The 24,773-nt window shown below is 52.1% G+C and carries 22 protein-coding genes; 19 read left to right on the top strand and 3 right to left on the bottom strand.

All coding sequences use genetic code 11. The features are described from left to right. The first annotated feature begins 19 nt into the window (after positions 1-19). The 6 genes from bioB to AC0LWM_RS26685 all read left to right on the top strand — a co-directional run bounded on the left by bioB (position 20) and on the right by AC0LWM_RS26685 (position 6,869). Positions 20-1,024: a biotin synthase BioB gene (bioB, locus tag AC0LWM_RS26660; protein WP_474678066.1), complete on the top strand. Its 1,005-nt coding sequence runs from the start codon at positions 20-22 to the stop codon at positions 1,022-1,024. A 40-nt stretch (positions 1,025-1,064) separates the two neighbouring features. Then, positions 1,065-2,237: an 8-amino-7-oxononanoate synthase gene (bioF, locus tag AC0LWM_RS26665; protein WP_474678067.1), complete on the top strand. Its 1,173-nt coding sequence runs from the start codon at positions 1,065-1,067 to the stop codon at positions 2,235-2,237. After that, positions 2,234-3,067, top strand: coding sequence for an alpha/beta hydrolase (locus AC0LWM_RS26670; RefSeq protein ID WP_474678068.1), 834 nt, complete (start codon positions 2,234-2,236; stop codon positions 3,065-3,067). Before bioF ends, AC0LWM_RS26670 begins: the two co-directional genes overlap by 4 nt. After that, positions 3,030-3,944 (top strand): malonyl-ACP O-methyltransferase BioC, encoded by a 915-nt coding sequence (bioC, locus tag AC0LWM_RS26675; protein WP_474678069.1) that lies wholly within the window; start codon positions 3,030-3,032, stop codon positions 3,942-3,944. Before AC0LWM_RS26670 ends, bioC begins: the two co-directional genes overlap by 38 nt. A gap of 64 nt (positions 3,945-4,008) precedes the next feature. Beyond that, on the top strand, positions 4,009-4,554 hold the full coding sequence (locus AC0LWM_RS26680; RefSeq protein WP_474678070.1) for a DUF1697 domain-containing protein: 546 nt from the start codon (positions 4,009-4,011) through the stop codon (positions 4,552-4,554). Between the two features lie 497 nt (positions 4,555-5,051). After that, positions 5,052-6,869 carry a glycoside hydrolase family 30 protein gene (locus AC0LWM_RS26685; protein ID WP_474678071.1) on the top strand — a complete coding sequence of 606 codons (1,818 nt, stop codon included), beginning with the start codon at positions 5,052-5,054 and terminating at the stop codon, positions 6,867-6,869. A 100-nt stretch (positions 6,870-6,969) separates the two neighbouring features. Here AC0LWM_RS26685 and AC0LWM_RS26690 read toward each other — a convergent pair whose 3' ends face one another. Both AC0LWM_RS26690 and AC0LWM_RS26695 read right to left on the bottom strand, forming a co-directional pair. After that, positions 6,970-8,259, bottom strand: a complete 1,290-nt coding sequence (locus tag AC0LWM_RS26690; protein WP_474678072.1) for an alpha-L-fucosidase — start codon at positions 8,257-8,259, stop codon at positions 6,970-6,972. A gap of 83 nt (positions 8,260-8,342) precedes the next feature. Continuing rightward, a complete protein-coding gene (locus AC0LWM_RS26695) occupies positions 8,343-9,206 on the bottom strand; it encodes a helix-turn-helix transcriptional regulator (protein ID WP_474678073.1) in 864 nt (287 codons plus the stop codon). A gap of 124 nt (positions 9,207-9,330) precedes the next feature. Between AC0LWM_RS26695 and AC0LWM_RS26700 the strand changes: the two genes are divergently transcribed. The 7 genes from AC0LWM_RS26700 (at position 9,331) to pdaA (ending at position 16,118) form a co-directional block, all read left to right on the top strand. Further along, positions 9,331-10,869, top strand: a complete 1,539-nt coding sequence (locus tag AC0LWM_RS26700; RefSeq protein ID WP_474678074.1) for a ThuA domain-containing protein — start codon at positions 9,331-9,333, stop codon at positions 10,867-10,869. Then, on the top strand, positions 10,866-11,876 hold the full coding sequence (locus tag AC0LWM_RS26705; RefSeq protein WP_474678075.1) for a zinc-dependent alcohol dehydrogenase: 1,011 nt from the start codon (positions 10,866-10,868) through the stop codon (positions 11,874-11,876). The genes AC0LWM_RS26700 and AC0LWM_RS26705 overlap by 4 nt, the downstream gene beginning before the upstream one ends. A gap of 200 nt (positions 11,877-12,076) precedes the next feature. Further along, on the top strand, positions 12,077-12,625 hold the full coding sequence (locus AC0LWM_RS26710) for an RNA polymerase sigma factor (protein WP_474678076.1): 549 nt from the start codon (positions 12,077-12,079) through the stop codon (positions 12,623-12,625). Further along, positions 12,588-12,791, top strand: coding sequence for a hypothetical protein (locus tag AC0LWM_RS26715; RefSeq protein ID WP_474678077.1), 204 nt, complete (start codon positions 12,588-12,590; stop codon positions 12,789-12,791). Before AC0LWM_RS26710 ends, AC0LWM_RS26715 begins: the two co-directional genes overlap by 38 nt. A gap of 4 nt (positions 12,792-12,795) precedes the next feature. Next, positions 12,796-13,554: a tetratricopeptide repeat protein gene (locus AC0LWM_RS26720; protein ID WP_474678078.1), complete on the top strand. Its 759-nt coding sequence runs from the start codon at positions 12,796-12,798 to the stop codon at positions 13,552-13,554. 96 nt (positions 13,555-13,650) lie between these two features. Then, positions 13,651-14,796, top strand: a complete 1,146-nt coding sequence (locus tag AC0LWM_RS26725; protein WP_474678079.1) for a metallophosphoesterase — start codon at positions 13,651-13,653, stop codon at positions 14,794-14,796. A gap of 536 nt (positions 14,797-15,332) precedes the next feature. After that, the gene (gene pdaA / locus AC0LWM_RS26730) at positions 15,333-16,118 is read left to right on the top strand and encodes a delta-lactam-biosynthetic de-N-acetylase (RefSeq protein WP_474678080.1); all 786 of its coding nucleotides are present in this window, start codon (positions 15,333-15,335) and stop codon (positions 16,116-16,118) included. A 239-nt stretch (positions 16,119-16,357) separates the two neighbouring features. Here the strand turns inward: pdaA and AC0LWM_RS26735 are convergent, their stop codons facing one another. Continuing rightward, a complete protein-coding gene (locus AC0LWM_RS26735) occupies positions 16,358-17,785 on the bottom strand; it encodes a sulfatase family protein (RefSeq protein WP_474678081.1) in 1,428 nt (475 codons plus the stop codon). A gap of 160 nt (positions 17,786-17,945) precedes the next feature. Here AC0LWM_RS26735 and AC0LWM_RS26740 point away from each other — a divergent pair, with 160 nt between their 5' ends. The 6 genes from AC0LWM_RS26740 (at position 17,946) to AC0LWM_RS26765 (ending at position 24,725) form a co-directional block, all read left to right on the top strand. Continuing rightward, complete coding sequence (locus tag AC0LWM_RS26740; protein WP_474678082.1) at positions 17,946-18,854, top strand: AraC family transcriptional regulator; 909 nt, start codon at positions 17,946-17,948, stop codon at positions 18,852-18,854. 137 nt (positions 18,855-18,991) lie between these two features. Then, complete coding sequence (locus AC0LWM_RS26745) at positions 18,992-20,215, top strand: hypothetical protein (RefSeq protein WP_474678083.1); 1,224 nt, start codon at positions 18,992-18,994, stop codon at positions 20,213-20,215. A 163-nt stretch (positions 20,216-20,378) separates the two neighbouring features. Beyond that, on the top strand, positions 20,379-21,428 hold the full coding sequence (locus AC0LWM_RS26750) for a flavin-containing monooxygenase (protein ID WP_474678084.1): 1,050 nt from the start codon (positions 20,379-20,381) through the stop codon (positions 21,426-21,428). A 139-nt stretch (positions 21,429-21,567) separates the two neighbouring features. Beyond that, positions 21,568-23,364, top strand: a complete 1,797-nt coding sequence (locus AC0LWM_RS26755; RefSeq protein ID WP_474678085.1) for an RNA polymerase sigma factor — start codon at positions 21,568-21,570, stop codon at positions 23,362-23,364. 3 nt (positions 23,365-23,367) lie between these two features. Next, positions 23,368-24,480 (top strand): extracellular solute-binding protein, encoded by a 1,113-nt coding sequence (locus tag AC0LWM_RS26760; RefSeq protein WP_474678086.1) that lies wholly within the window; start codon positions 23,368-23,370, stop codon positions 24,478-24,480. 65 nt (positions 24,481-24,545) lie between these two features. Continuing rightward, positions 24,546-24,725, top strand: coding sequence for a hypothetical protein (locus AC0LWM_RS26765; RefSeq protein WP_474678087.1), 180 nt, complete (start codon positions 24,546-24,548; stop codon positions 24,723-24,725). The last annotated feature ends 48 nt before the right edge of the window (positions 24,726-24,773 follow it).

Below are 24,773 nucleotides of genomic sequence, written 5' to 3' on the forward strand. Positions count from 1 at the left end.
AGAGAGGATGTGCAGCGTAATGAATGGAACAACGGGTAAGGCTGTAATCGACTGGAATCAATTGGCGCAGCGCGTGCTGGAGGGGCATCTGCTCACGGCAGAGGAAGGGCTTGCCGTCATCGAAGCGGATGACGAGCAAATATTGCCGATCATGCAGGCGGCTTTTACGGTTCGCAAGCATTATTATGGCAAAAAAGTCAAACTGAACATGATCATCAATACGAAAAGCGGGCTATGCCCGGAAGATTGCGGGTATTGCTCCCAATCGATCGTATCGACCGCACCGATCAAGAAATATACGATGCTTGACAAGGACACGTTGCTAGCCGGTGCGCGGGAAGCCATGAACCGGAAGGCCGGCACCTATTGCATCGTCGCCTCCGGCAAAGGCCCTACCGACAAGGAGCTGGAACAGGTCGTAGAAGCTGTGAAAGAAATTCGCGAGACGATGCCGCTCAAAATTTGCGCATGTCTCGGCATTTTGAAGGACGGGCAAGCGGAGAAGCTGGCCGAGGCCGGAGTTCACCGCTACAACCATAACCTGAATACGAGCAAAGCCAATTATCCTTCCATTACAACGACTCATACATACGATCAGCGCGTCGAGACGGTAGAGAAGGTGAAGAGCCGGGGCATGTCGCCTTGCTCCGGCGTCATTATCGGCATGGGCGAAACGCATGAGGAAATCGTGGAAATGGCTTACGCATTGCGGAAGCTGGACGCCGACTCCATTCCGATTAATTTTCTGAACGCCATCGAAGGCACTCCGCTTCAGAATGCCGGTCGGACACCGGCCATGAAGGCGCTAAAGGTACTCGCCTTATTCCGCTTCATCTGTCCTTCTAAGGAAATTCGCGTAGCGGGCGGTCGCGAAGTCAATTTGCGCACGCTGCAGCCATTGTCGCTGTATGCCGCAAATTCGTTATTCGTAGGCGATTATTTGACTACGGCGGGCCAGGACGTGAGCGTCGACCATCTAATGATCGAGGATTTGGGCTTTGAGATCGAGCTGTGCGCATTGTAGACGTTGAGGCGATAACGGCTGGGAAAGGGGAAGACGCGGCATGAACTGGATGGAGGAGGAACTGGCTGTGATGGCTCGGGAATCGCGAGAGCGTAAGCTGAGGGACGTCGGAGCGGTAGAGGGCAAGCCAGGGTATCTCATGCGAGAGGGCAAAATGCTGCTGAATCTATCATCCAACGATTATCTCGGTTTGTCGCAGCACCCGGCGATAGCCGAAGCGATGCGGGAATCGCTTGATGAAACGTGCGGCTCGGGTGCATCCCGCCTCGTCACGGGCAATCGGATGCCGTACCGGCATCTGGAGAAGGAGCTTGCGGACTGGCAGCAGACCGAGGCTGCGCTTGTATTCGCGAACGGATACATGGCGAATGTCGGCGCGATTGCCTCGCTTGTCGGGCGGGGCGATGTCGTGTTCAGCGATCGGCTCAACCATGCCAGCATCGTCGACGGCATCGTGCTAAGCCGGGCGGAGCATGTCCGTTACCGCCACGGCGACGTCGAGCATTTGCGCCACGTTATAGCGAAATATGCGCAAGCCCGCAGGAAGCTCATCGTGACGGATGCGATTTTTTCGATGGACGGAGACGCCGCGCCGCTTGAGGAGCTGGTCCGAATCAAAACCGAGCGTCATGCGATGCTCCTGGTGGACGAGGCGCACAGTGAAGGCGTCTATGGCGAACGCGGGGCAGGACTTAGCCATGCGCTTGGCATCGAGCGCGATGTCGACATCCGGATGGGCACGTTCAGCAAAGCATTCGGCCTATATGGCGCCCATATTTGCGGGAGTACGACGTTGATCCGGTGGCTGACGAACAAAGCGCGGCCGTTCATTTACTCGACCGCCATGCCGCCATCCATCGTCACCGGTGTCCGCCAGGCGCTGGAGCTAGTCCAGTCGGAGCAGAGCCGGCGGGAACGATTACTTGCAGCGAGCGCACGGTTTCGCAAGCGGCTGGCGTCAGCCGGATTCCGCGTCGGATCGGGCGACTCGCCGATCGTGCCCGTAATCGTAGGCGACAATGAAACCGCCCTGCGTTTCGCGGACGAACTGGAGAATGCGGGCATTGCAGCGGTTGCTATCCGGCCGCCGACCGTTCCGGAAGGAACGGCGCGAATTCGATTTTCGTTATGTGCGGCGCATTGTGATATGGAACTCGACGAAGCGTTCGAGCGGATTCGGCAGGTTGGGTATGCGCTTGGGGTGATCGAATGACAGCGCGTGACAGAAGCCAAATGGATTGTGAATGCGGGCAACTTAGCGTGCCAGCAGGCGCCATGCCGATCGACGGCATATTGTGGCTGACCGGCTGGAGCATGTCGCCTGCTGTATTTGACGAAGTGCAGCGAATGATGCCTGATTTTCGGCATTTCCGGGCGGATTACAGCAAAGCTGGCACACCGGATGAGATGGTTGCGATCGCGCGGGAAGCGGCAATGGAATGCCGCCGTTCCGTGGTCAATCCCAAAGGAGGTCAAGGAGATCTCATCATCGTCGGATGGTCGCTCGGCGGACTGCTCGCTTTGCAGCTCGCTGCAGAAGGGATGGCACAGGGCTTGGTCCTTATCGGTTCAACGGCTTGTTTCTCCCGCGGAATCTCCGAACAAGATCGAGGTTGGCCTGTCAGCTACATAAGGCAAATGAAAAAAGCTTTGCAAAATAAACGTGAGAGCACCTTGGATCAGTTTCACAAGATGATGTTCACGGTTCAAGAGGCTAACGGCGGATTTGCCAATCGCATTCCGTCCGGCTCAGAATGGTCATTGTCCGCTCTGCAATCAGGACTTCAACTGCTGCAAACAAGCGACTTCCGCGCTGCGCTGCCGGAGCTTGCTTGTCCTGTCCTGCTGCTGCACGGGGCGGAGGATCGCATTTGTCCGATCGGAGCGGCGGAGGAAGTTCGAGAACAGGCCAAGCACGTTGATTTGATCCGTTTCGATAGCAGCGGACATGTCCTCTTCCTGGGTAAGGAACGGCAGGTTGCCGACGCGATAAGGAGGTGGCGGGATGGCCAATCTGCAAGGCGCGATCCGTCGTCAATTTGACCGCAGCGCAAACGGTACGTACGACCGGCATGCATCGGTACAGAAGGAGATGGCTCATGAGCTGGTCCGTCATATCGCATGTACGGATAGAGCCGCGCCTGCCCGCTCGATACTCGAAATTGGCTGCGGTACGGGATATCTCACGAAGCTTCTGCTGGAGCGGTATCCGCTGCCCGCAGAATTGACGGCGCTTGATATTGCGCCTGCTATGCTAGATGCCGCGCGACAGCGCATTGTTCACAGCAGGGCAGTTGGCGTTGACGTGGAAGCTAGCGGCATCCTGGAACATGAAGCGGCAATACCGGGAAGGCACCCTCGTCGCACCGATTCGGAGCGTACGCATTTCATCCTGGCCGATATCGAAGCTTGGGCTGCTGCAACTCCATCCGAGGCATATGAGTTGATCGTTTCCAACGCTTGTTTCCAATGGCTAACCCAGCCGAAAGCAACGCTATTGGAGCTCCGGCGTATGCTCAGTTCGGAAGGCAGGCTTGTTTTTACAACTTTCGGTCCGGGTACGTTCTGCGAGCTGCACAGCGCTTTTGATGAGGCCTATCGATCGCTAGGCCAACCATCGCAGCGGCACGGTTTATCGTTCCTCTCGCCGGAGGAATGGCATGCTAGTATAGCCGACGCTGGTTTTTCGAATATACGGCAATACACACATCGCTATTCGGAGAAATTCCCTTCGGTACGAGACTTTCTCAAATCCGTCAAATCGGTCGGCGCCGGCGTCTCGGAAGCTTTTTTGCGTCCCGGTTTGAGCGGCAGAAGATTATTTCATCGGATGTTTCAAGCTTACGAGGAAAGATTCGGCGTGGACGGCCTTATTCCGGCAACCTATGAAGTGATGATTTTTCAAGCTTCGGTCTCGTAATCGATTGATTCTCTAAATAAGCGCGAAAGTGATATAATGGCAGAAAACAGAATCGAGGAGCAGTATGACCGTATATATCGCTTTATTGCGAGGAATCAATGTCGGCGGCAATAAAAAGCTCAAAATGGCCGATCTCAAGATGACATTTGAGAGCTTGGGCTTCGGCCAGGTGCAAACGTATATTCAAAGCGGCAATATATTATTCGTATCGCCGGACGAACCGGAAACGATTCGCGAGCGGATCGAGCAAGAAATCAAAACCGCTCACGGCATGTCGGTTTCCGTGATTTTGCGGACGGCCGATCAGTTGGAAAATATCGTCGGTAATTGCCCTTATTCACCGGATTCTATATCCGAAGGCGAAAGTATTTATTTTACGCTGACGACGGACAATCTTCCCAAAGAAGATGTCGATCGACTGCCTCAAGGCGAACACGAAATCGATGAGTTTGTCATCGACGGTACGACAATTTACTTGCTATACCGCCAAAGCATATTGGACTCTAAGCTTTCCAATCAGTTGCAGAAGCTGAAAACCCCGGCAACGACGCGCAACTGGAATACGATGAATAAGCTAGTCTCGTTGGCCAATGCAATGAAGGCGAAATGACAAGTTTCTGTAAAAAGCTCCGTGCAAACGGGGCTTTTGTTGTATTACAAGCGATATTTTATCCATATAAGCACAAAAATCAAAAAAGGAGTATAGCCTACACAATCCACATAAAAACAACAAAAGCCATTATTTTCGATGATCTGTCCATGGACACTCAAACGATTTCCAATTACAATCTGCCTGAATGGTGACTCTGAGTCATTTTATTATTCTGCGGCTGTTTTGGCTCGGGATGACTTGTCGGCTCACCATTATCGAAGTAGATACAGTCGATCGCGATGGCTTCATCAGTAGAAGGGAGTGATGTGGACAGAGCTTTAGTCGCTTCATCCGTACAAGATGCTCATCCTATTGAGCCGTTTTGCAGAGAAGAAATGCACGACAAAACAACCTCTGAGAAGATTTCGCCGACACAAGAAAATGAAAAGGGATGGCTTTGAGATCAATACGAAATACATGCAAAAGTAACATTATCCTGTGGAAGGTGGTTTTGTATGTTTCGGAACGTGTTCAAAAAGCTGGCGAGTATAGGTGTCGCAGCGAGCGTCCTGCTCACGACGCTAATTGCAGCACCGCTTACGGCAAGTGCCGCATCGGATGTAACCGTGAACTGGAATGACGTCAAGCAACAAATCGACGGATTCGGAGTTTCGCAGGCAGGATGGTCGGATGCGATTTATGATTTGGCCGAACCGGTAAGAAGCCAAATTATGGACCTATTGTTCACGCAAGAGAACGGAATCGGAATATCGATATTCCGTGGCGAAATATTCCCTCAATTCAACCCATCGCCCGGCGTTTATAACTTCAATGCAAGACCTGACCAAATCTGGGTTATGCAGCAAGCGAAGGCCAGAGGGGTCGATAAAATCATGGCTACCACCTGGAGCCCTCCCGCCTGGATGAAAACGAACAACTCCACCACGAACGGCGGATACCTCAAGTCCGAAAATTACGGCGATTACGCTACGCTCATGTCCAAGTTCATCAAGGAATACGATCAACAATTCGGCATTGATTTGTACGCCGTATCCATCGCCAACGAACCGAACTCCATGACGTTCCTCTCTTGGAATTCCAGCGAATGGAATTCAACCCATATCGAAATGTTCCTCAAAGATTATTTGAAGCAAGAAATGATCAATCAAGGCGTTCAAGACACGAAAGTCGTTGCCGGCGAGGTTTCCTGGTGGTCAGAGGATCTGGTGAAGGACGCTCTCAACAATCCGGCTTCCGCCGAAAGGATCGACATTGTCGGAGGACACAACTACCCGGTGCCCGTCATTAACACGGAGCTGCCGACGAATCCTTTCGCCACGGCGCAGTCCATAGGCAAAAAGGTATGGATGACCGAAGTGTCCAAAGTCGATTCCTATGATCCGGGAATCAATTCCGGCTTAAAGTTTGCCAAGCAGATCCATGAATTTATGACCCGGGCGGGCGTCAACGCGTGGATGTATTGGACCGGGGCGATTCCGGGCAACAATGACGAAGGTCTCATCAACGTTTATAAGGATACGAATACGTACCAATTGACGAAACGTTATTATTCTTTCGGCAACTTCAGCAAATATATCAAACCGGGATATGTTCGTATCGGAGCAACGACAAGCCCGCAGTCCGGCGTTTATACTTCGGCATACAAAGATCCTGCGACCGGCAAATTTACGATCGTGGCGATCAACGACAACGACAGCACGGTGGAGCTTAATTTTGTGCCGAGCGGGTTTACGGCAGGCAAATTAACGCCGTATATTACGAACAGCAGCCTAAGCCTTGGTCAAGGCCCGAACATTCCGTTGTCCGGGGGCAAATTCAGTACGACCATCGCTCCAAAAAGCGTCGTTACCTACGTCGGCGAAAACGGCTCCGCGCCGGACCCGATAGGGCAAACGCTCACAGATGATCTGAACAATTGGAACAATACGGTTTCACACACTAACAACCTGACGTTCGATTCCTCTAACGCCTTCTTGTATTTCAACAATGACAGCTCCCGCGTCAAACGGACAAATGGCACGACCGAAAGCTTCGTATACAATTTGCCGAACATCAAAAATTTCACGGCGACGCTATATCATTTCAGCATATGGGACGGGGTCGCGTTCTACGCATCCAGCGACAATGTCAACTGGACGCCGATCGTTCATGTCAGCACGCCGGGTGTATATACGGGCAGCCAGTGGTACCGTAAAACGTACACCGCGCAATCCGCATTGCCGGCCGGGACGCAATATTTGAAGGTGGAATTGTCGGGTTCGGATTCGTGGGAGAAGCAGGTTTCGAAGATGGTCATTAAATACGGGCCGTGAGATACGAGCGAGGCGAATTAAGAAGGAAGAGGGAAGAAGGAAGAAGGAAGAAGGAAGACCCGCCTGATCGGCGGGTCTTTTCTTTCGTGTATTTTCGCGATTAATTGTGCGTGACGACGGCACCGGAACCGCCGTACATATCCAGCTCGCCTTCGAGCTCAAGTTTCAGTACGGTTACATGCTCATGCGCGTCTTCCGGCTTCATGTAGATCCAGGTCGTTCCCGGAATGTTGAACCAAGGCACCCCGCCATGAATTTCGTGGGTCAGCTCTTTGCCAGAGTGGAGCACCGTAATACGGTTAATCTTATTCGACAGTCCTTTCAGGCAGATGCTTTCCTTAGGATCGTCGTACACGAAGAGATACAACGTTTTCTTGTCTTGGGATACCGTGCTGCCGCCTAGGAAATAACGCGGAAGAATGCCTTCGGTCGTTTTGAAAATCGCTTCTTCGTGCGTGCGAATCCAGTCTCCGAGCCCGAGCAAAATATCTTCCTGCCGCTTGTCGACCGTGCCGTCTTCCATCGGCCCGATATCGAGCAGCATGTTACCGCCCATCGTAATGCAATCGCAGAACATGCGGATGATTTGTTTTAAAGTCTTATATTTGTCGTCTTTAGGCTGATAACCCCAAGATCTGTTGATCGTCGTGCAGAACTCCCACGGACCTTCCGGTCTTGTGATCGGAATGCCTTGCTCCGGCGTTTTGTAGTCGCCATGGCCTTGCAGGCGAGAGTTGATAATGATCTCCGGGTTAAACGATTGGAGGTAATGCTTGAACTCCGGCAAATTCCATTGTTCGGCGCTTCTTTCCCAGTCGCCGTCAAACCACAGGAGGTCGACCTTGCCGTAGTTCGACAGCAGCTCGCCTAATTGATTGTTGTTGAACTCGAGGAACCGCTGCCACTTGGCTTCATCCTGAACGCCGTCCGCCGGGTTCGAATAACGATTGACTTGGCTCAAGTCTTCCGGCACTTTGCCGCCTTCGAATACGCTTGCGTAATCCGGGTGCGACCAGTCGATCAAGGAGTAGTACATACCCAGCTTGATTCCTTTTTTGGTTACAGCATCGGCATATTCTTTGATCAGGTCGCGTCCCGCAGGCGACTTCTTCACGACGTTCAAGTCGGAATATTTCGTATCCCACAAAGCAACCCCGTCATGATGCTTCGTCGTAAGGACGGCGTATTTTGCCCCGGCTTTCTCGAACAAGTCCGCCCACTTGTCCGCGTCGAAATTTTTCGCGGTGAAGCCGTCCAGCTGTTTCATATAGTCTTCGTGAGAGATTCGGTCGTGATAGAACGACCAGGACTCGGCGATCCCGTTAACTGCATAAACGCCCCAATGAATAAAAATGCCCAGCTTTGCTTCTTCAAACCACTTCGGTACCATGATAATCCTCCTTGAATGAAGTCCAGTTTAACTTTCTTACATCTTAGAAATAAAGTCAAGTTGGTATATTCACATAATAAATATTATGTAAACTCAATTGTCCAGCGTTTTTGGGATTTGCGGAATTCCGATGGTGAAATGCCGTATTTGCGCTTGAACTCCCGGCTGAAATGATAAGGATTCGAAAAACCGACTTGCTCGGCGACAGAATGAATCGATGAATCACTCATGCTCAAGATGCGAAACGCCTCATTCAATCGAACAGCCTTCAAATAGTTTAACGGCGTCTGCCGGAATGCTTGCCGGAAAAATAAAAACAAGCGTGAGCGCGACATTTGCAGCTCTTGCGTTAATGCTTCGATCGTGATCGGATCGTTCATATGCTGGTGTACGTAGGCAAGAAGCCGCTTAAGTTCATGAGAGGTCGAGAGGAGCAGGGCCATTTCAGGCCGCGGCGTTGATTCCGCCAAAATGGCGTTTAAGATCCGGTAACCGATTTCTTTGCGCAGGACGATGCGGCGGATCGGATCTGCCGATGACGGACTGCGGTCCAACTCCCGCAAAGCTTCGATCCATTGTCCGATTTGTTCCCCAATAACCGTACTGAACCGTTGGGGAATCTCATATAAGGATAACAAATCGATCGTTTCGAATAATGAAAATTGACAATGTACATAACGGAACGACATGGGCTGCTTTGTTTCTTCCGACGGATAGTGGTGAAAGGTGAGAGGCGTTCCCGCCCGGGAAAGAAAAGCTTCGCCTTGCCGGATGGTGACGGTTCCCGAAGGCGTATCGACCTCGTACCGGCCTGACGTCGCTTGCGTGACGATAGCGAACGGGACGGTTTTCGTATGAAAGAAATAGTCGGCTGTCCGACCTTTGCCCACATCCAATAAATCAAGTCGAACAACATCGTCGGTCAAGCTCGATTCCCGGTAATACATGAGGCATCGATTCCTTTCTGGACTCCTGGATATGAAACCGGAAGCTATGGACATTTCGATACGGATTGCTTTTCGATAAATTTATAGTAGCAAACGATACAAGCGAGTAGAAGGGGAATGACGCATGCCAAGCAAAAAAATTGTCATCTTGGCGGGTGAACCGAGTCATGGCGCCGATTACCACGAATACGAACAAACAGCCCGATTATTCAAGGTTGCGCTGGAGCATTCGAACGTCGGCGATCAAGTTGTCGTGGAGTACCATGCCGGGGGATGGCCCGAGGATGAAAGAACGCTTGAAACGGCCGATTTGATCGTCGTCTATACGGATGGTCGGGATGGCGATTTGTATCGCGACGTGCCTTTTGTCACGTCTGATCGAATGAACAAGATGGAGCAATGGATAAACCGCGGCTGCGGGTTGATGCTGATCCATTTCTCGACGTTTGTCACTCGGGCGGAAGGCAGGTGCGTTTTGGAATGGGCCGGCGCTTATTTCGAATGGGAGGATGAAGCAGGAGAGCGAAATTGGTACTCGCGGATCGACTACGGCAAGCGATTCCAGCTCAGCACGCTTAGTCACCCGATTGTTCAGGGGGTATCGCAAGAGCTAGCTTTGGATGATGAGATCTATTACCGCCTTCGGTTTCGTGAGCAGGATCCGCGCGTTACGCCTATCGGCCGTATTCCGGAGTTTGCCGATCAAGGCGATATGATGGCGAATGTAGTGGCTTGGGCGGTCGAACGGGAGGATGGCGGCAGAGCCTTCGGCACAACGCTTGGCCATGCGTACCGGTTGTGGAAGGAGGAGGATTATCGCCGCCTGCTGCTGAATGCCATCGTCTGGACGGCGGGGTTGGAGGTTCCCGAAGGAGGGGTACGTTCCCGTTTTTACTCCGATTCGGAGTTGGAGCAGGCGCTTGCCGGTATCCGAGGGAAGGAACGCTCGAAGGAATTGCCGGAACAAGTCCAAATTCTATTATTGTCAGGCAATGAACATCACAAATGGCATAACTGGGAAGAGACGACTCCGGAAATTGTCGAGGCGCTCCAAGCCGATGCACGTGTGACCGTGGAAGTGCTGCTGCAAGCCGACGGTATGGCCGAATTGGACTTAACGCAATTTGATGCGATTGTCCTCAACTATTGCAACTGGCTTGATCCGCGCGGGTTATCGGAGCCGTCTAAGAATAACCTGCTGCGATACTTGCAGGGCGGCGGCGGTTTGGCCGTTTTGCATTTTGCGAATGGAAGCTTCCATTATTCGCTTCCCGAAGCCGGCGCATCCGACTGGCCCGAATTCCGCAAAATCGTGCCGCGCGTATGGAATCATCATGGAACGAGCGGACATGATGATTACGGGGATTTTGAAGTGCGTCCGATCGCATCGGCGCAACCCATTGTAGCAGGCATCGAACCGTTTACCATTCGGGACGAATTGTATTTTGACCAAGAAGGCGACGCGGCCGTGGACATTCTCTGCACCGCACATTCGAAGGTGACGGGCGAGGAAGAACCTCTAGTCTGGTTGCACCATTACGGTGCGGCAAGAGTATTCCAATCGCTGCTAGGGCATAGCGCTGCTGCATACTCACCTTCAGAAGCGAAAACGATTCTTCGCAGAGGCGTGTTATGGGCGGCAAGTAGGGAGGAAACGAAGTGACAAAGGTGAATTCAGCGGTTATTGTCAGCGGTTACGGTCAAGCGGAATATGTGGAGGTGGCGTATTCCGGAGGAGCCGTGTCCGACGAAATTACGGGTGAGGCCGTCGTTTCCCTCATCAGTCCCGGCACGGAATTGGCCGCATGTTTTTTCGGGGAGGAGCCGTTTCCGAAATATCCGGGTTATGCAACAGTTATGCGAGTGAATGAAGTAGGAGAAGGCGTTCGCGACGTACGGCCGGGCGATTATGTCTTCTTGATGGGTAATCACCAGCGATATCATAAAATTTCCCGCTCAGGGGTTGTGCCGCTGCCTTCGGGGTTAGATCCGAAAGCTGCCGCAATCGCTAGACTTATGGGCGTCAGCATGACGACTTTGATGACGACCGCGGCCCGCCCAGGCGATCGCGTGCTGGTGACGGGTGCCGGTCCGGTCGGTTATTTGGCCGCTCACCTATTCCAGCAGTCCGGCTACCGGGTGACCGTATGCGATCCGGTTCTTGACCGCCGGGAGCTGCTGTTGCAATCCGGCATTGCTTCGGTTTGCGAATCGGCTCATGCCATTCCTTCCGAATATTGCGGCAGCTTCGCTCTAGCCATGGATTGTTCGGGCCACGAAGCAGCCGTGCTGGAGGCTTGCAGGATCGTTCGGAAAGGCGGGGAGGTTGTCCTGATCGGCGCCCCGTGGAGACAGTATACCGAGCTTTCGGCGCACGAGCTTGTACATGAGATCTTTCATGGGTATGTACATTTGCGAAGCGGCTGGGAATGGGAACTCCCGGTCCATGCGACGGATTTCCGACCTCATAGCATTATGGGGAATTTAAGCATCGCAATGGAGTGGCTGAATGCGGGGAAAATCCCATTAAGCGGACTGATCCGAAGCTTCGCGCCGCAGGAAGCCCAGCTCGCGTACCGATCTTTGGCCGATAAAGCAATAAAGGAGCTTTTCGTCCAATTCGATTGGGAGGCTAGCCGTGCTAGCGTTGGTTCAACGATTCAACTCTAAGAAAACCACATGAAGACTGCCGGAAGGCAGTCTTTTTGCCGTCATAGATTTATGTCATTTATATTTAATGTAATTAATTAAAATTATTAATGAGCTGGTGTAGTCACGAACGATCGTATATGATACTTTTCATAAAAATAGGGATCGCATCGCCAACAAAACGAACCGGCATCCCGTTATATGTACGAAGGAGGTGGCCAATGAATCTGGATGAAGCTTTGCGAGGCGTTGCAAACGGCAATACCGCAGCGCTCAAAATCGTCTACGAGGAGCTGCGCTATATGGTATATTCCTTGGCGCTGTCCATCGTACGAAGCGCGCCGGCTGCCGAAGACGTACTGCAAGAAACATTTCTTCGGGTATATGAGAAAGCGGGCACCTATCAATCGGGAACTCATCCCAAAGCGTGGGTACTGTCCATCGCGCGGAATCTGTCTTACGATGCATTGCGACGCGAAAAAACTTTATACGTCGAAGAAGAATGGCAGGAATGCGGTGCGACCTCGGAATCGGTGATACTACAGCGCATGGAGCTTACCGAGGCGTTATGGCGGCTGGACGAGACGGAACGGCAAATCGTCGTTATGCATCTTGTCGGGGGGCTCAAGCACCGGGAAATTAGCGAAATGATGGGCATTCCGGCCGGAACCGTACGATGGAAATACCGTCAAAGCTTGTCCCGATTAAGCGAATGGATGGAGGGGGATCGGCATGAAGCAGGAACAAGTGCTATTCGGTCTAAAAGATGAGCTGATTCGGAATACGCCGGACGTCTGGAGCGGCATTCACAAGCGGTTGGCCGAACAAGTTGCTGCGAAGCTGCTGCTGGAGCTGGAAGGGATTCCTTCTCCTGAAGGGAAGCTGTTCGGTGAAATAAGAGATTCACGAATTCAAAAACGAGCGATGGGAGCGTAAAGTCATGTCAAAGGATGAGTTTCACTTGAAATGGGAGCGGGATGAAAAGTTTAACCTACAGGAACAAATCGAAAATATATATGATGAAGCACTATGGGTCGAAGCAACTCGTTTATATCAAGATGATTTGGCAGACAAACCGAACCACCCGGAATATCTTTTTTCTTATGGATACCTCCTGGAGATGAAGGCGAATAAACTTCTGCGCGATGCGGCGGAATGTTACAAAAATGGGATAAACGCGCTTTCCGATCAACCGGAATTCGCTTGGATAAGCGGTAAGCTTCAAGCTCAATTGATTAAAGTTCGCAACCAGCTTTCTGAAAATCATATTTCGATAAACGACTACAAACAACGGCTGAGCGAATCGCCGGACGATCCAAGTTTGTATTGCTTCCTGATCCAATGTTACCTCAATATGCACCAGCTGTCCGAAGCGAAAAAAGTAGTCGAAGCCGGAATCAAGCTGTTCCCGGACAACGCTATGATTAATTATTACGAAGGGGAGATTCACTCCCGACTTGGATATGTTGAAGAAGCGCTGAAAGCATGGGCGAAATCCGCCGAGCTTGACCCACAGCTGATTGACGGCCGGTTCAGCAGAGCTTTTTTGCTCGAACGTGAGCAACGGTACGCCGAAGCCGCAGACGAGTGGGACCAAATCGTCGACTTTATGGAGCGCTACAACTTTGGCGACGAATACCCGCGGCAAGAACAGCGAAGATTGCGGGAACGGGCGGAACAAGGGAAGCAAGGGGGATAAACGGCATTTCGTTAATTCATAATATGTTCATTTGCGCATGGCATAACCTGACTTTATACTAATCCTATCTTTGCAACAAGATAGGGGAACAATCGAATGAGAGCGCTACAAATGATCGTATCGATATTGATAATGGTAGTTGTCGTCTCGCTCTTGAATTATTACATCGGCCTGCATGTCGTCATGCTTGCCGAGGCATGGTGGCCTCGATTTCAGCCGGTATGGTTCTGGCCGGTATTCGCCGTTATCGTTTTTTCTTACGCCATCGGAATCATTCGTTGGCCGAAACCGCTACGGCCGTTCGCAAGACTATTAAAAGTCGTCGGCTCCTACTATTTCGCGCTGATGGAATTCGCCGTTATTTTGCTGCCGATCGACGACTTGGTTTATTTCATTCTTGCGCTTGGTGATATGGATACCGGTTCCTATGTATCGATCGCAGGCGGGATTACGCTCGGGCTGCTTGCATCGCTCATGCTGTGGGGATCGCGAAATGCTTGGAGTACGGTCATTCGGCAGCATGTGTTCCATGTTGATAAGCAGGCAGGGGGGATGAAGGAGCTTCGGGTGGCTGTAGCCTCCGACTTGCATCTCGGCAATATTGTCGGCAATCGTCATTTGAAACGATTGGTTAAGCGAATTAATGCGATGAAGCCTGATGTTGTTCTGCTTCCGGGGGATGTGCTCGACGACAGCATCGAGCCTTTCCTGCGCAACCGCATGAGCGATGCGCTGCAGGAACTGAAAGCACGCGACGGAGTATACGCCGTTCTCGGCAATCACGAATATTACGGCGGCTCTATTCCACAATATGTCGAGGTGATGCAGCGGATCGGCATCCGGGTGCTGCAGGATGAAACCGTTGCGATCGGGGATCGTTATTATGTCGCCGGAAGAAAAGACCGGACGGCGGAATCGGCAAGTCCCGAAGGACGGATGAGCGTTGCTTCGCTAATCCATGGGCTCGATATGTCCCGACCGGTGATTATGATGGATCATCAGCCTTACGGGTTTCATCTTGCGGCCGCGGCCGGCGTGGATGTCCTGCTCTGCGGGCACACCCATCGAGGTCAAATTGCTCCTAACCATTGGATCACGAAAAGGTTATTCGAGCTGGATTGGGGTTATATGCGCAAGGACAAGATGCATGTTGCGGTGTCTTCGGGTTATGGAACTTGGGGCCCGCCAATCCGTCTTGCAAGCCGGTCGGAAATTGTTGACCTGAAGATCACATTCGGGTAATGTTCAACCGGATTGGGAAATGAAGCCGGTTATTTCGATCATTTCCCGGGGAAGCGCAAAAAACGGCGGAAAACGACAGCAATATTTTTAGATTAATGTGATAAGTTATTAACGATGTTAACTAAATATAAACCGGTTGCTCTTGATCGCAGCCGGTTTTTTATTCGAATCGAAGCTTTGTTATACCCGAGGTTGAATCAAATGAAGCAAGCCATCTTATCAAATTTCCCAGATATTCGCTCGCGCATACTCTTTGGGTACCGCTACATTCCTCGAAGCGTCCAATCGTTGAGCAAAAAAGCCACTTTTCGTGTCGAAGCTGCGTCCGCACGTGGTTTCATGAATCGACAATTCGGTAGCTACATAGTCACGACAACATTTCCACATTTTCCGTATTTCCCGATTCAGTTCCAAATGAGAGGTCGAAACCATTCACGGATTTTGCGGCGGACTTGAATATATGAACAGAACGATACATATTTCTGTTCCTTCGATGGAATATTACTCCATAGCGTAAGCATAAAGGAGTGAATGGCTTGAAACGGTATGCAGTTGGGTTAGCCTTCTTGGTCGCCGTCATCCTAGCGGGAACGGCTTCAATCGCATTTGCCGCGGGGACGGGGGGAGCTTATCACTTCGGGTTTAAGAAGAGCCAGAACGGTAAGCTTCCGTCCATCGCGGAAGAAGGATTTCAAAATATCGTCAAGAAGCATGACGCGATTTTCCTAGGCGATACGAATCAGAAGGAGCTTTATTTGACCTTCGACAACGGGTATGAGAACGGGTATACCGCCAAGATTTTGGATGTGCTCAAGTCGAAGCAGGTGCCGGCTATTTTCTTCGTTACCGGCCACTACATTAAAGACCAGCCCGAGCTGATCAAAAGAATGTGGGGGGAAGGCCATCTTATCGGCAATCATTCCTGGACTCACCCGGATATGACCCAAGTATCGAGCGACGCGATTCAGAACGAACTGGATAAAGTCAAGGTGGAAGTCGCTAAGCTGACAGGGCAAAAGGAAATGCCGTTCCTTCGCCCCCCGCGGGGCATATTCAGCGACCGAACGCTTGCAGTCAGCCGGCAGTTAGGCTATACCCATGTATTCTGGTCGGTTGCGTACCGGGATTGGGAGCCGCAAAAGCAACGCGGACGCGACTTTGCCTATCGGAGCGTCATGAGTCAGCTTCACCCCGGGGCCGTTATTTTGCTGCATTCGGTATCCAAGGACAATACGGAAGCGCTAGGTCAAATTATTGACGATGCTAGGAAGCAAGGATTTCAGTTCAAACATTTAACCGAGATGGCCGCCCGGAACTACTAAGGGCCCGATTTTTATATGTACCGTTGCAGCACTCGCTGCAAGCAAAATCGTCCGAGGAACAGGCGTTACTTGCGTTTGTAGACGCCTTGAATCATCTCCAATAGAGCAAATGAAGTGAAAGAAGGCCCTTGTCGCTATAGGCAATCAGGGTCTTCTTTCATTTGCTTGTTCAAACTCTTGAGCGTCATCGCACGAACAAATCAATTGCTTATCACAATCCTCGATCCTAGATAGTCAACCTACGAACGAGTTCGGCCGGCTTCGATGAGCTTGTCCAGCTCCTGGCTCAGCCTCAACAACAGCGCCGAGTCTTCAACATATACGTTGTCGTTCTCGCGAACGTCCCGTCCGAGATGATACAGCTGTTCCGCCGGATCGCCAGGTAGCACGTCGCGCGACGGCGAATGCGGGATGCCGATGATTTCCCTGCCGTTCAGATGGAAACCGCCGCCGCCTGCGCCGCGAATATATTTCCAGTCGCCTTTGCGGAAGGCGAACATGCCTTCGTACGAATGCAAAATGACCGATTCCCGCACAGGGCGCTCAATCTGCTGCCCTAATAGCTCCGGCAGCAGATTAAAGCTATCCTCGCCGGCATTCGCGGGAAGCTCGGATTGAACGATCGCCGAACAGGTTGCCAGTAAATCCGTCAGGCAGATCAGCGCATCGCTTACGGTGCCTTGCGGGATCCGCTTCGGCCAGCTTGCGATAAACGGCACGCGATGCCCGCCTTCCCAGATGTCCGCCTTCTGGCCGCGCAGCTGACCGGCAGGTTCATGGCCGTGCACGGTAATCTCTTCCTTATACGGGTCCGGGCCGTTGTCGCTCGTGAACACAATCAAGGTATTGTCACGCTGCCCTTGTTCCTCCAGCAGGCGCATCAGTTGACCGACCGTATCGTCGATTTCAATAATCAAGTCCGCCCGCGGACCGATGCCGCTTCTCCCGAGGAACGAATCGCTCGGGGACCATGGCGTATGGGGTCCGGTCAACGGCAAATATAGAAAGAACGGCATTCTCCGATCGCTCACGTCATCGTGAGCGCAATGGTGGCGGATGAACTCCAGCGCTTTACGGGTCAACGTCGGATTCACGTCCTCGTCTTTCCACCCAGGCAACATGAGACCGCCGCGTCCGCTCTGACTGAAGTCGAGAGGATCTTTCAGCTGGCTGGGGATTCCTACGGTCCTGTCGTTTTCGATAAAACAATAAGGCGGCATATCGAGCGAAGCGGAAATGCCGAAGTAATAATCGAATCCGGCATCGCAAGGACCTCCTTGAATCGGCCGGCTGTAGTCCGCGCTCCACGAGGCGTTTCCGGAATCGGCCCAGCCTAAGCCGAGGTGCCACTTCCCGATGCAGGCAGTCGCGTAGCCGTGCTGCCGCAAGTATGCAGGGACGGTCAGCCTGTCCGGTTCGATCAATGGCGCATCGTGCCCGTGCAGCACGCCTTTCTTCAATTCCCCACGCCAGCAATATCTTCCGGTCATTATCCCGTAGCGGGAAGGGGTGCAGACGGCGGATGGCGCGTGTGCGTCCGTAAACATTCGTCCTTCGGCAGCCAACCGGTCGAGATGGGGCGTCTGGAAACGGGATGCGCCATAACAGCTCAAGTCGCCATAACCTAGGTCATCAGTTAAAATATATAGGATATTCGGTTTCTCCATGGAAAAGCTCCTTCCGAGATAATTGTACTTCCGGTATGGTCTAATCGTACGACCACATCGTATCATGGAGATGACGCATCCTCCCATGGCAGCGATTCCGGTTTATTTGACATTTCTTACGGCATCATGGAAAGGACCTTGAAGAAACGGAGATGGGACATTGTTTATCCTGAACGAATCGTTTGACGTAGATTACTTGCAATTGCGCGCTCGCTGGATCCGCAACATGCACAAAACAGCGGATTACGCCATCGACGGCATGCGCATTCCCTATACGCTCGTTTGGTTAGTTCTGGAAGGTACGCTGCATGTCGTGATCGACGGACATGAACTGCACGCTGTTCCGGGTGATCTGATCATGTGCCCGCCGAATAAGTCGTTTAGCCTCATCCCAAGAGACAGCAGCGAAACGATTCATTATTTGTCCATGTGCGCGCATATGAAAATCGGCAATATCGATTTGGTCACCTTGTACGGGCTGCCTGCTTTGGCGCACCTAGAGCCGTCTGCCGAGCTGGAGCATTGGACGGCATCTTGGAAGTCGCTTGTCGTTTCGTTTGACCATTTCGGCGCCCTTGTTTCCGCGCATTCCGCCAAGCCCGATTCATCCGAGCACGCTTATGTGCTGCACACGGACGTTTCGATTCATTATTTGGGCTTGCAGGGACTGCTTCATCAATGGTTGCAGATGTGGCTGACGCAGCTAAGAGACCGGCTTCCGAACGAGCCGCTGCGATTCGATCATCGGGTCATGAAGGTGTGCGATTATGTTCGTCGTCATCTCGGCCAACGTTTGCGTTTGCAAGAGCTGGGGGAGCATGTCCATGTCAGCGCAAGTCATTTGAGCTACTTATTTGCGGAGACGTTAGGCATATCGCCGATGGAATATGTTCGCCGAACGAGACTTGAAGCGGCCAAAGAAATGCTGCTGAATACCGACTTGACCGTCAAACAAATAGCCGAAAGCATCGGCTATGAGGATCAGAGCCAGCTAAGCCGGGCGTTCGGGCAAGCGGAGGGCATCAGCCCGATTGGATACCGTAAGGCTTCGAGACGGACAAGATTGTGAAGATATTGCCTAAAAATCGTATTGACAATGCTTCTCAACGCGATTACAATAGGTTTCGGTCATCATTATTGATAATGAATTTCATTTACAGTTATTGAGAGACAGTTTTTTCACGATGGAGAGGGGATATTTAGACAATGAAAGCAGTAAGCATGGCTGTAGGAACACTTCTAATCGGATCGATTTTATTGGCGGGGTGCGGGCAGAACAAAGAGCAAAGCGAGCAGCCAGCGAACTCTTCCAACACAACGGAAACGAAGCAGGAGAGCGGAAACGAACAGAACACAACGAACAATACGGAAAACTCATCGAACGAAGCAACAGGGACGACCGGCTTCACGGAAGCGGCGAAAGCACTCGTCGACGGCATGAAGAAGGGTGCGGAAGCCGGGAAGATCGATTGGGCTCAGTCTCATAAACTATATACGGACAGCGTCAAATCTGTTGTAAAATCCATGGACGACGAATCTGAAAGCCAAACGGACGAGCAATTGGAAGCGGCATTGAAAGCTGGAGAAGAAGGATCGTTTTCTGCCAGCGTTGTCGCTCAGCTCTATGATAAGCTTTTGCAAAAAACCGCATTTCTTATGATGCGCCACGATTTCAAAGAAGCTAATGAGAAGTTCAGCGACCAGACGGTTGCAGCTAAAGAGCTGGCCGAAGCTCGCGAAGTTTACGACGGCATTCTGAAAGGTATGGTTGAAAAACGCGACAAAGCTTACGGCACCTTGCTGCTGGAGGCGATCGACGGCGGTTTTGACCAAATGAAGCAATCGGTTGAGAAGGGAGATAATCTCGCTTACAACCTCGGAAAGCAAGTCGTCGACAAAACGTTGATGAAGGCTTTTTATTTGGCGGCCGGCGCGGAGAAAGGTTATGGGTATAAAATCGAACAAGCGGTGAAGGAAAACTCCCTTGACGAAGCCAAGGTCGAGCAAGCGGAAGGATGGGCATTTTTCCAATCGCTGAAAAAATATTTGGAAGAGTACGACAAAGAAGCCGCGGGTTTCATCGAAAGCCAATTCGACTTGTCGGGCGACATCAAGAAAGTGCAAGGCGAAAAGATCAACCAAGCTTTCGTACGCGCCTTCGCGGCGACAGCGCAAGGGGAATACGGCGAAACGTTCGAAAATTGGGGCAAGGACAAAGCGGCGATTACCGCGATGGAAGGCGCACTGTTCCTTGACGCCATCCGTCTTGATCTACCGAAAGCGCTAGGCGGTGAAGAGCAGGGGAACCAATTGCTGGAGCAAGCACAGAAATTGCTGGATGCAGTGAAATCCGGTGATAAAGCAAATGCGGAATCTATTTTCAAAAACGTAGAAGCTTCGATCGAAAAATTGAAAGCATACGGCAAATAAGCAAGTAATAGAAGAGCTAACGAAAAAGGTCGCGATTGTCGCGGCCTTTTTTTCATTATTTTGTTTGCGGGAAGCTTGTCCGAGACATCGTATTTACATATGAGCAAGTATTCATGTATGATGAAGAGGTAGATTTTCATCACGTATACGAAGGATGATCCTCATGCAAACGGAAGTATTGATTATAGGCGGGGGGCAAGCAGGGCTTGCGGCCTCGTATTATTTGCAACAATCCCGAATCTCTTCGACCATTCTGGATCGAAACAACGCCATAGGCGATGAGTGGAGAAACCGGTACGAATCGTTGACTTTATTCACGCCTCGTGCTTACAGCCAACTTCCAGGAATGAAACTACCGGGCGATCCCGATCAATTTGCCGGCAAAAATGAAATCGCCGATGCTTTGCAGCATTATGCTTCACAATATGAGTTGCCGGTACGGTCGGGCACCGAGGTCTTCTCCTTGAGCCAAGAACGCGGCGGCTTTACCGCGCATACGAATCGGGGGGATTTCTCCGCCCGGCAAGTCATCATCGCTACCGGGCCGTTCCAGAAGCCGAATATTCCCGGCTTCTCCCGGCAATTGGACCCGAGCGTTACGCAACTGCACTCCGCAGCGTACCACAATCCAAGCGATCTGGGATCCGGAACGGTGCTGGTCGTAGGCAGCGGCAACTCGGGTGCTCAAATCGCGGTGGAGCTAACCCGCAGCCATCGGGTATTCGTCGCGACCGGGCACCGGCTCACGCATTTGCCGCTTACGATAGCAGGCAAGAGCATCTTCTGGTGGTTCGATAAGCTAGGGATATTGAACGCACCGTCCGAATCGCGGCTGAGCCGCAGAATTCGCCGGCGTCCGGATCCGATCTTCGGGCTTGACTTCAAGCGTCTTGTGAAGTCCGGGCATATCACGTTAACGGATAAAGCTAAGGATGCGGCGGACCGAACTGTATTTTTTGCGGACGGTACTTCGCTTGCCGTCGATCATATCGTCTGGGCTACCGGATTTCGGTCCGACTATGGCTGGTTGAACGTTCCGGAAGCATTGGACGGGAACGGAAAGCCGGTTCACCGGCGGGGAGTCAGTCCGGTTGAAGGTTTGTATTACGTCGGCTTGCCGTGGCAGTCCTCGCGAAATTCCGCATTGCTCGGCGGCGTCGGGCGCGATGCGGAGCAAATCGTGAAGCATATCACAAACAAGATACGATCTTGATCCAGTCGATTATCGACTGGATTTTTTGCGTTCGGAAAGGAATTTTGCCGACAAATAGGGAATTGTCATAAAATCATTGTTCAAATTCGTTCAGGCAGCGGCATCAATCTTCTTGAGGCCAAGATTGAGGGAGGAAGGTATGGCAAAGGAAGCGAGGCTTACAAAGGAGCAAGATGAGGCGGGACAACGTCAAGCGGAACAGTCCGAAAACGTTCAAACGTTGGTCGACCGGGCGAAGCTAGGGGATACGGAAGCATTCGGCGAGCTGATCGAGCAGCATCGGCACAAGGCGCACGGCTGGGCCGAGCGGATGACCGGCGATCCGCACATGGCCGACGATATCGTGCAGGACGCACTCATTCGCGCTTTTCTGCATCTAGGCTCGCTCACGGATACGAGCCGGTTTCTGCCGTGGCTGTACCGCATCGTGCGGAATCAGGCCAACATGCGATTGCGCCGGGGCGGCCCGCACAGGAAGGAGAAACCGTTTGCGTCGCTAGGTGTTCCGGAGAGCGATGAATACCGGGTCGATTGGGAGGATCTGGACAGCATTCTGTTTCACCTGTCTCGCAAAGTTGCCGATGATCGGGGTACGGGGCAGGACCCGGCCGAAAGCCTGCTGCGCAAAGAGACGTTCGAAACGATCCATGCGCTGCTCCATTGTCTTAGCTTGAAGGAGCGGAATATTTTTAAAGCGCATTTTTTCCAGCAGCTGAGTCCGGAAGAAATCGCGTCCATGTACGGGATGACCACCGGATCCATCTACACGTACATTTACCGTTCCCGCCAGAAGCTTCGTCAGGAACATATCCGAGTCTCGCTTGGCCTTCTACCGGAGAAGAAGGGAGGAGACCGAATGGCACGGAATCAGGTGCTGCAGCTGCCCGATTGGTCTTCGCGGCCGATGCTGCAAGCTACGTTTGTGGACAACGTTAGCCGCATGCTGGCCATGCTGGGCGATCAGCGGGAAGCTGCCGAGCTGATGGGGAATTCGACTTGGGCGTTTCGAATGAAAATTTCGGAGAAGACGACGTTTGCCGACGGCTTGTACATTTTCGATTGGAGACAGACACTGCATGCGTTTATGGAGTATTTGGGCTATGAAGTTTCCGTGTTGTGCGGCCAGTTGTCGGATATGCCGGTCCCGCTTCTTGCGGCCGTCGAGCGGTTCCCGGTCGTACTGCCGATCGAGGAAGCGATGCTGCCGTTTATCCGAAGATACATTGACCTCGGCAAGCCGGTGCTGTATTTCGATACGATGGCCGCGAAGCCTTATGTCCACGAATGGTGTCTCATCTACGGATATGACGACGAGCGGCGCGTCGTCTACGCGACCGACCGAATGCACCCCGAAGGCAAGACGCTTACATACGACGACGTGACGGAAAATCCGGTCCGATTCGCGGCAGGAATCGACGGCAAGGCGACGGCGGCGGAAAAGACGGCAGACCGGCAGGCACGGGTAAGGGTGCTCCGGCAGCAAGCGGAAAAAACGATCGCATTTGCTGTCAAATATGCAAGGCAAGGCTGCGATTACCGTCATTTGACCAATTATTTGCATTATGCATCCGGACTGGCGGCGTATGACCGATGGATCCATCACTTGCGAGGCGGCGGCATGCCGAACCGGTACGGGATGGGGCAGCTAGCCGCTGTGTATGCAGAAGCGAAGCAATATGCAGCGGCATATTTGCGCAGCGTTCCACTCGAAGGTGAAGCGATGCGAATGACGCTGCTTGCATCTGAAGCATACAAGCAGGCGGCTGATGAATTGGATAAGGTCAGCGGAGAAGTACCGTTCATTCGTACGTCCGATACCCTGACATCGGACTTACGCGAGCGTTGCGCAGACTGCTTGAGCAAGGCTAAAGAGTTCGAAGCGGCGGCAATCGGCTATTTGGAGAAAACCATCACTTTGATCCAGGAAAGGAAGTAAACGATGAGAGAAATTCGATTTGTTACGGAAATGGCGTATAACATGGATACGATCTTGGCAGCGAAAGAATCGTTCGAGCGGAAGCATCCGGACGTTCGGGTTATTGTTGAGCAATCGGCCGATCCCTTTGAGACGATGAAAGTTTTGGAATCGGACGAAGCGCCGGATTTGCTGGAAATCGGCGGATTTCCGATCGGCAACCTAGGAGGGACTTTTATCGATTTGAACCCTTATGTGGCTGAGATTGAAGGCTTGGAGGAGGATTTGTTCCCTTGCTTGATAAAAGCCGCTCGGCACGGCGGTACGCTCCCTGCGCTGCCCGTCGAGGTCAGTCCGCCGCTGGTGATGTATAACAAAGAAATGTTCGATCGTGCCGGCTTGCATTATCCGTCGGAGGAATGGACTTGGGACGTTATGGTCGAAATGGCGAAGAAATTGACCCTGCGCAACGAGCAAGGAATCGCCACGCAGTTCGGTTTCGGGATCGATATCGACATTGAATGGTTCGAGCCATTTGTCATGCGCAACGGGGGAAGATATATCGCTCCCGACGGATCGACATCGCGAGGATACGTGGACAGTCCCGCAACGATCGAGGCATTCCGTAAGCTGATCGATGCGTTCCGCGTGCATCGTATCGTGCGCAAACCGAACGAACCGGCGGAAACGGCGCAGTGGCCTAACGAGAATGCGATGACTTTCGCTTTCATCTGGTCCGCTCACCATTACCGGCTGGATGAAGATAAATACGGCGTCGTCGGACTTCCGAACATGCCGGGCCATAACCAATCGAACATGATCTATATGGGCGGAGCCGGCATCACGTCGAAATCCGCGAACCCGCGGCTTGCATGGGAGTTTCTGCGGCATTACTTGCTGGAATGCCACTCGTGGTTTCCGCCGGTTTCCAAATCGCAAGCGGAACAGCGAGGACTGACGAGCCATCCGATATGGTCCCGTTATTTGCAAGAACTCGATCGTATCCAGCTGAGCGGATTTTTTCTCAACAAAAAGTGGAACGCTTCCCGCCAATTGATCAACGAGGATATCCATCGCATGATTCTGGACGGAGCCGACGTTGCGCAGACGCTTCGCTCCTGGACGAGATTTACTTAATCGGCAAATCGTCGTATAGTAGATTCTAGCTTTATACTTCATTAGAACGGTCGGAGGAATCTCGTATGCTGCGCGGATGGAAAGTCCCTATAATCGGAATCATCATCGTTGGATTAGCCGCCTGGATCACGCCTTTACTCGGATGGTCCGAATATACGAAGACGGTGCCGCTGTTCATTTTGTTCGTATTGTTCGTGCTTGGGATGCAAGTTTTGGAATCGATGAAGAAGAAATCAAAAAAATAATAGGATCATTGGCGCGAAGCAGTTGTTGTCATTCGACATCAGCTGCTT

The organism is Paenibacillus sp. sgz302148, from assembly GCF_056120465.1.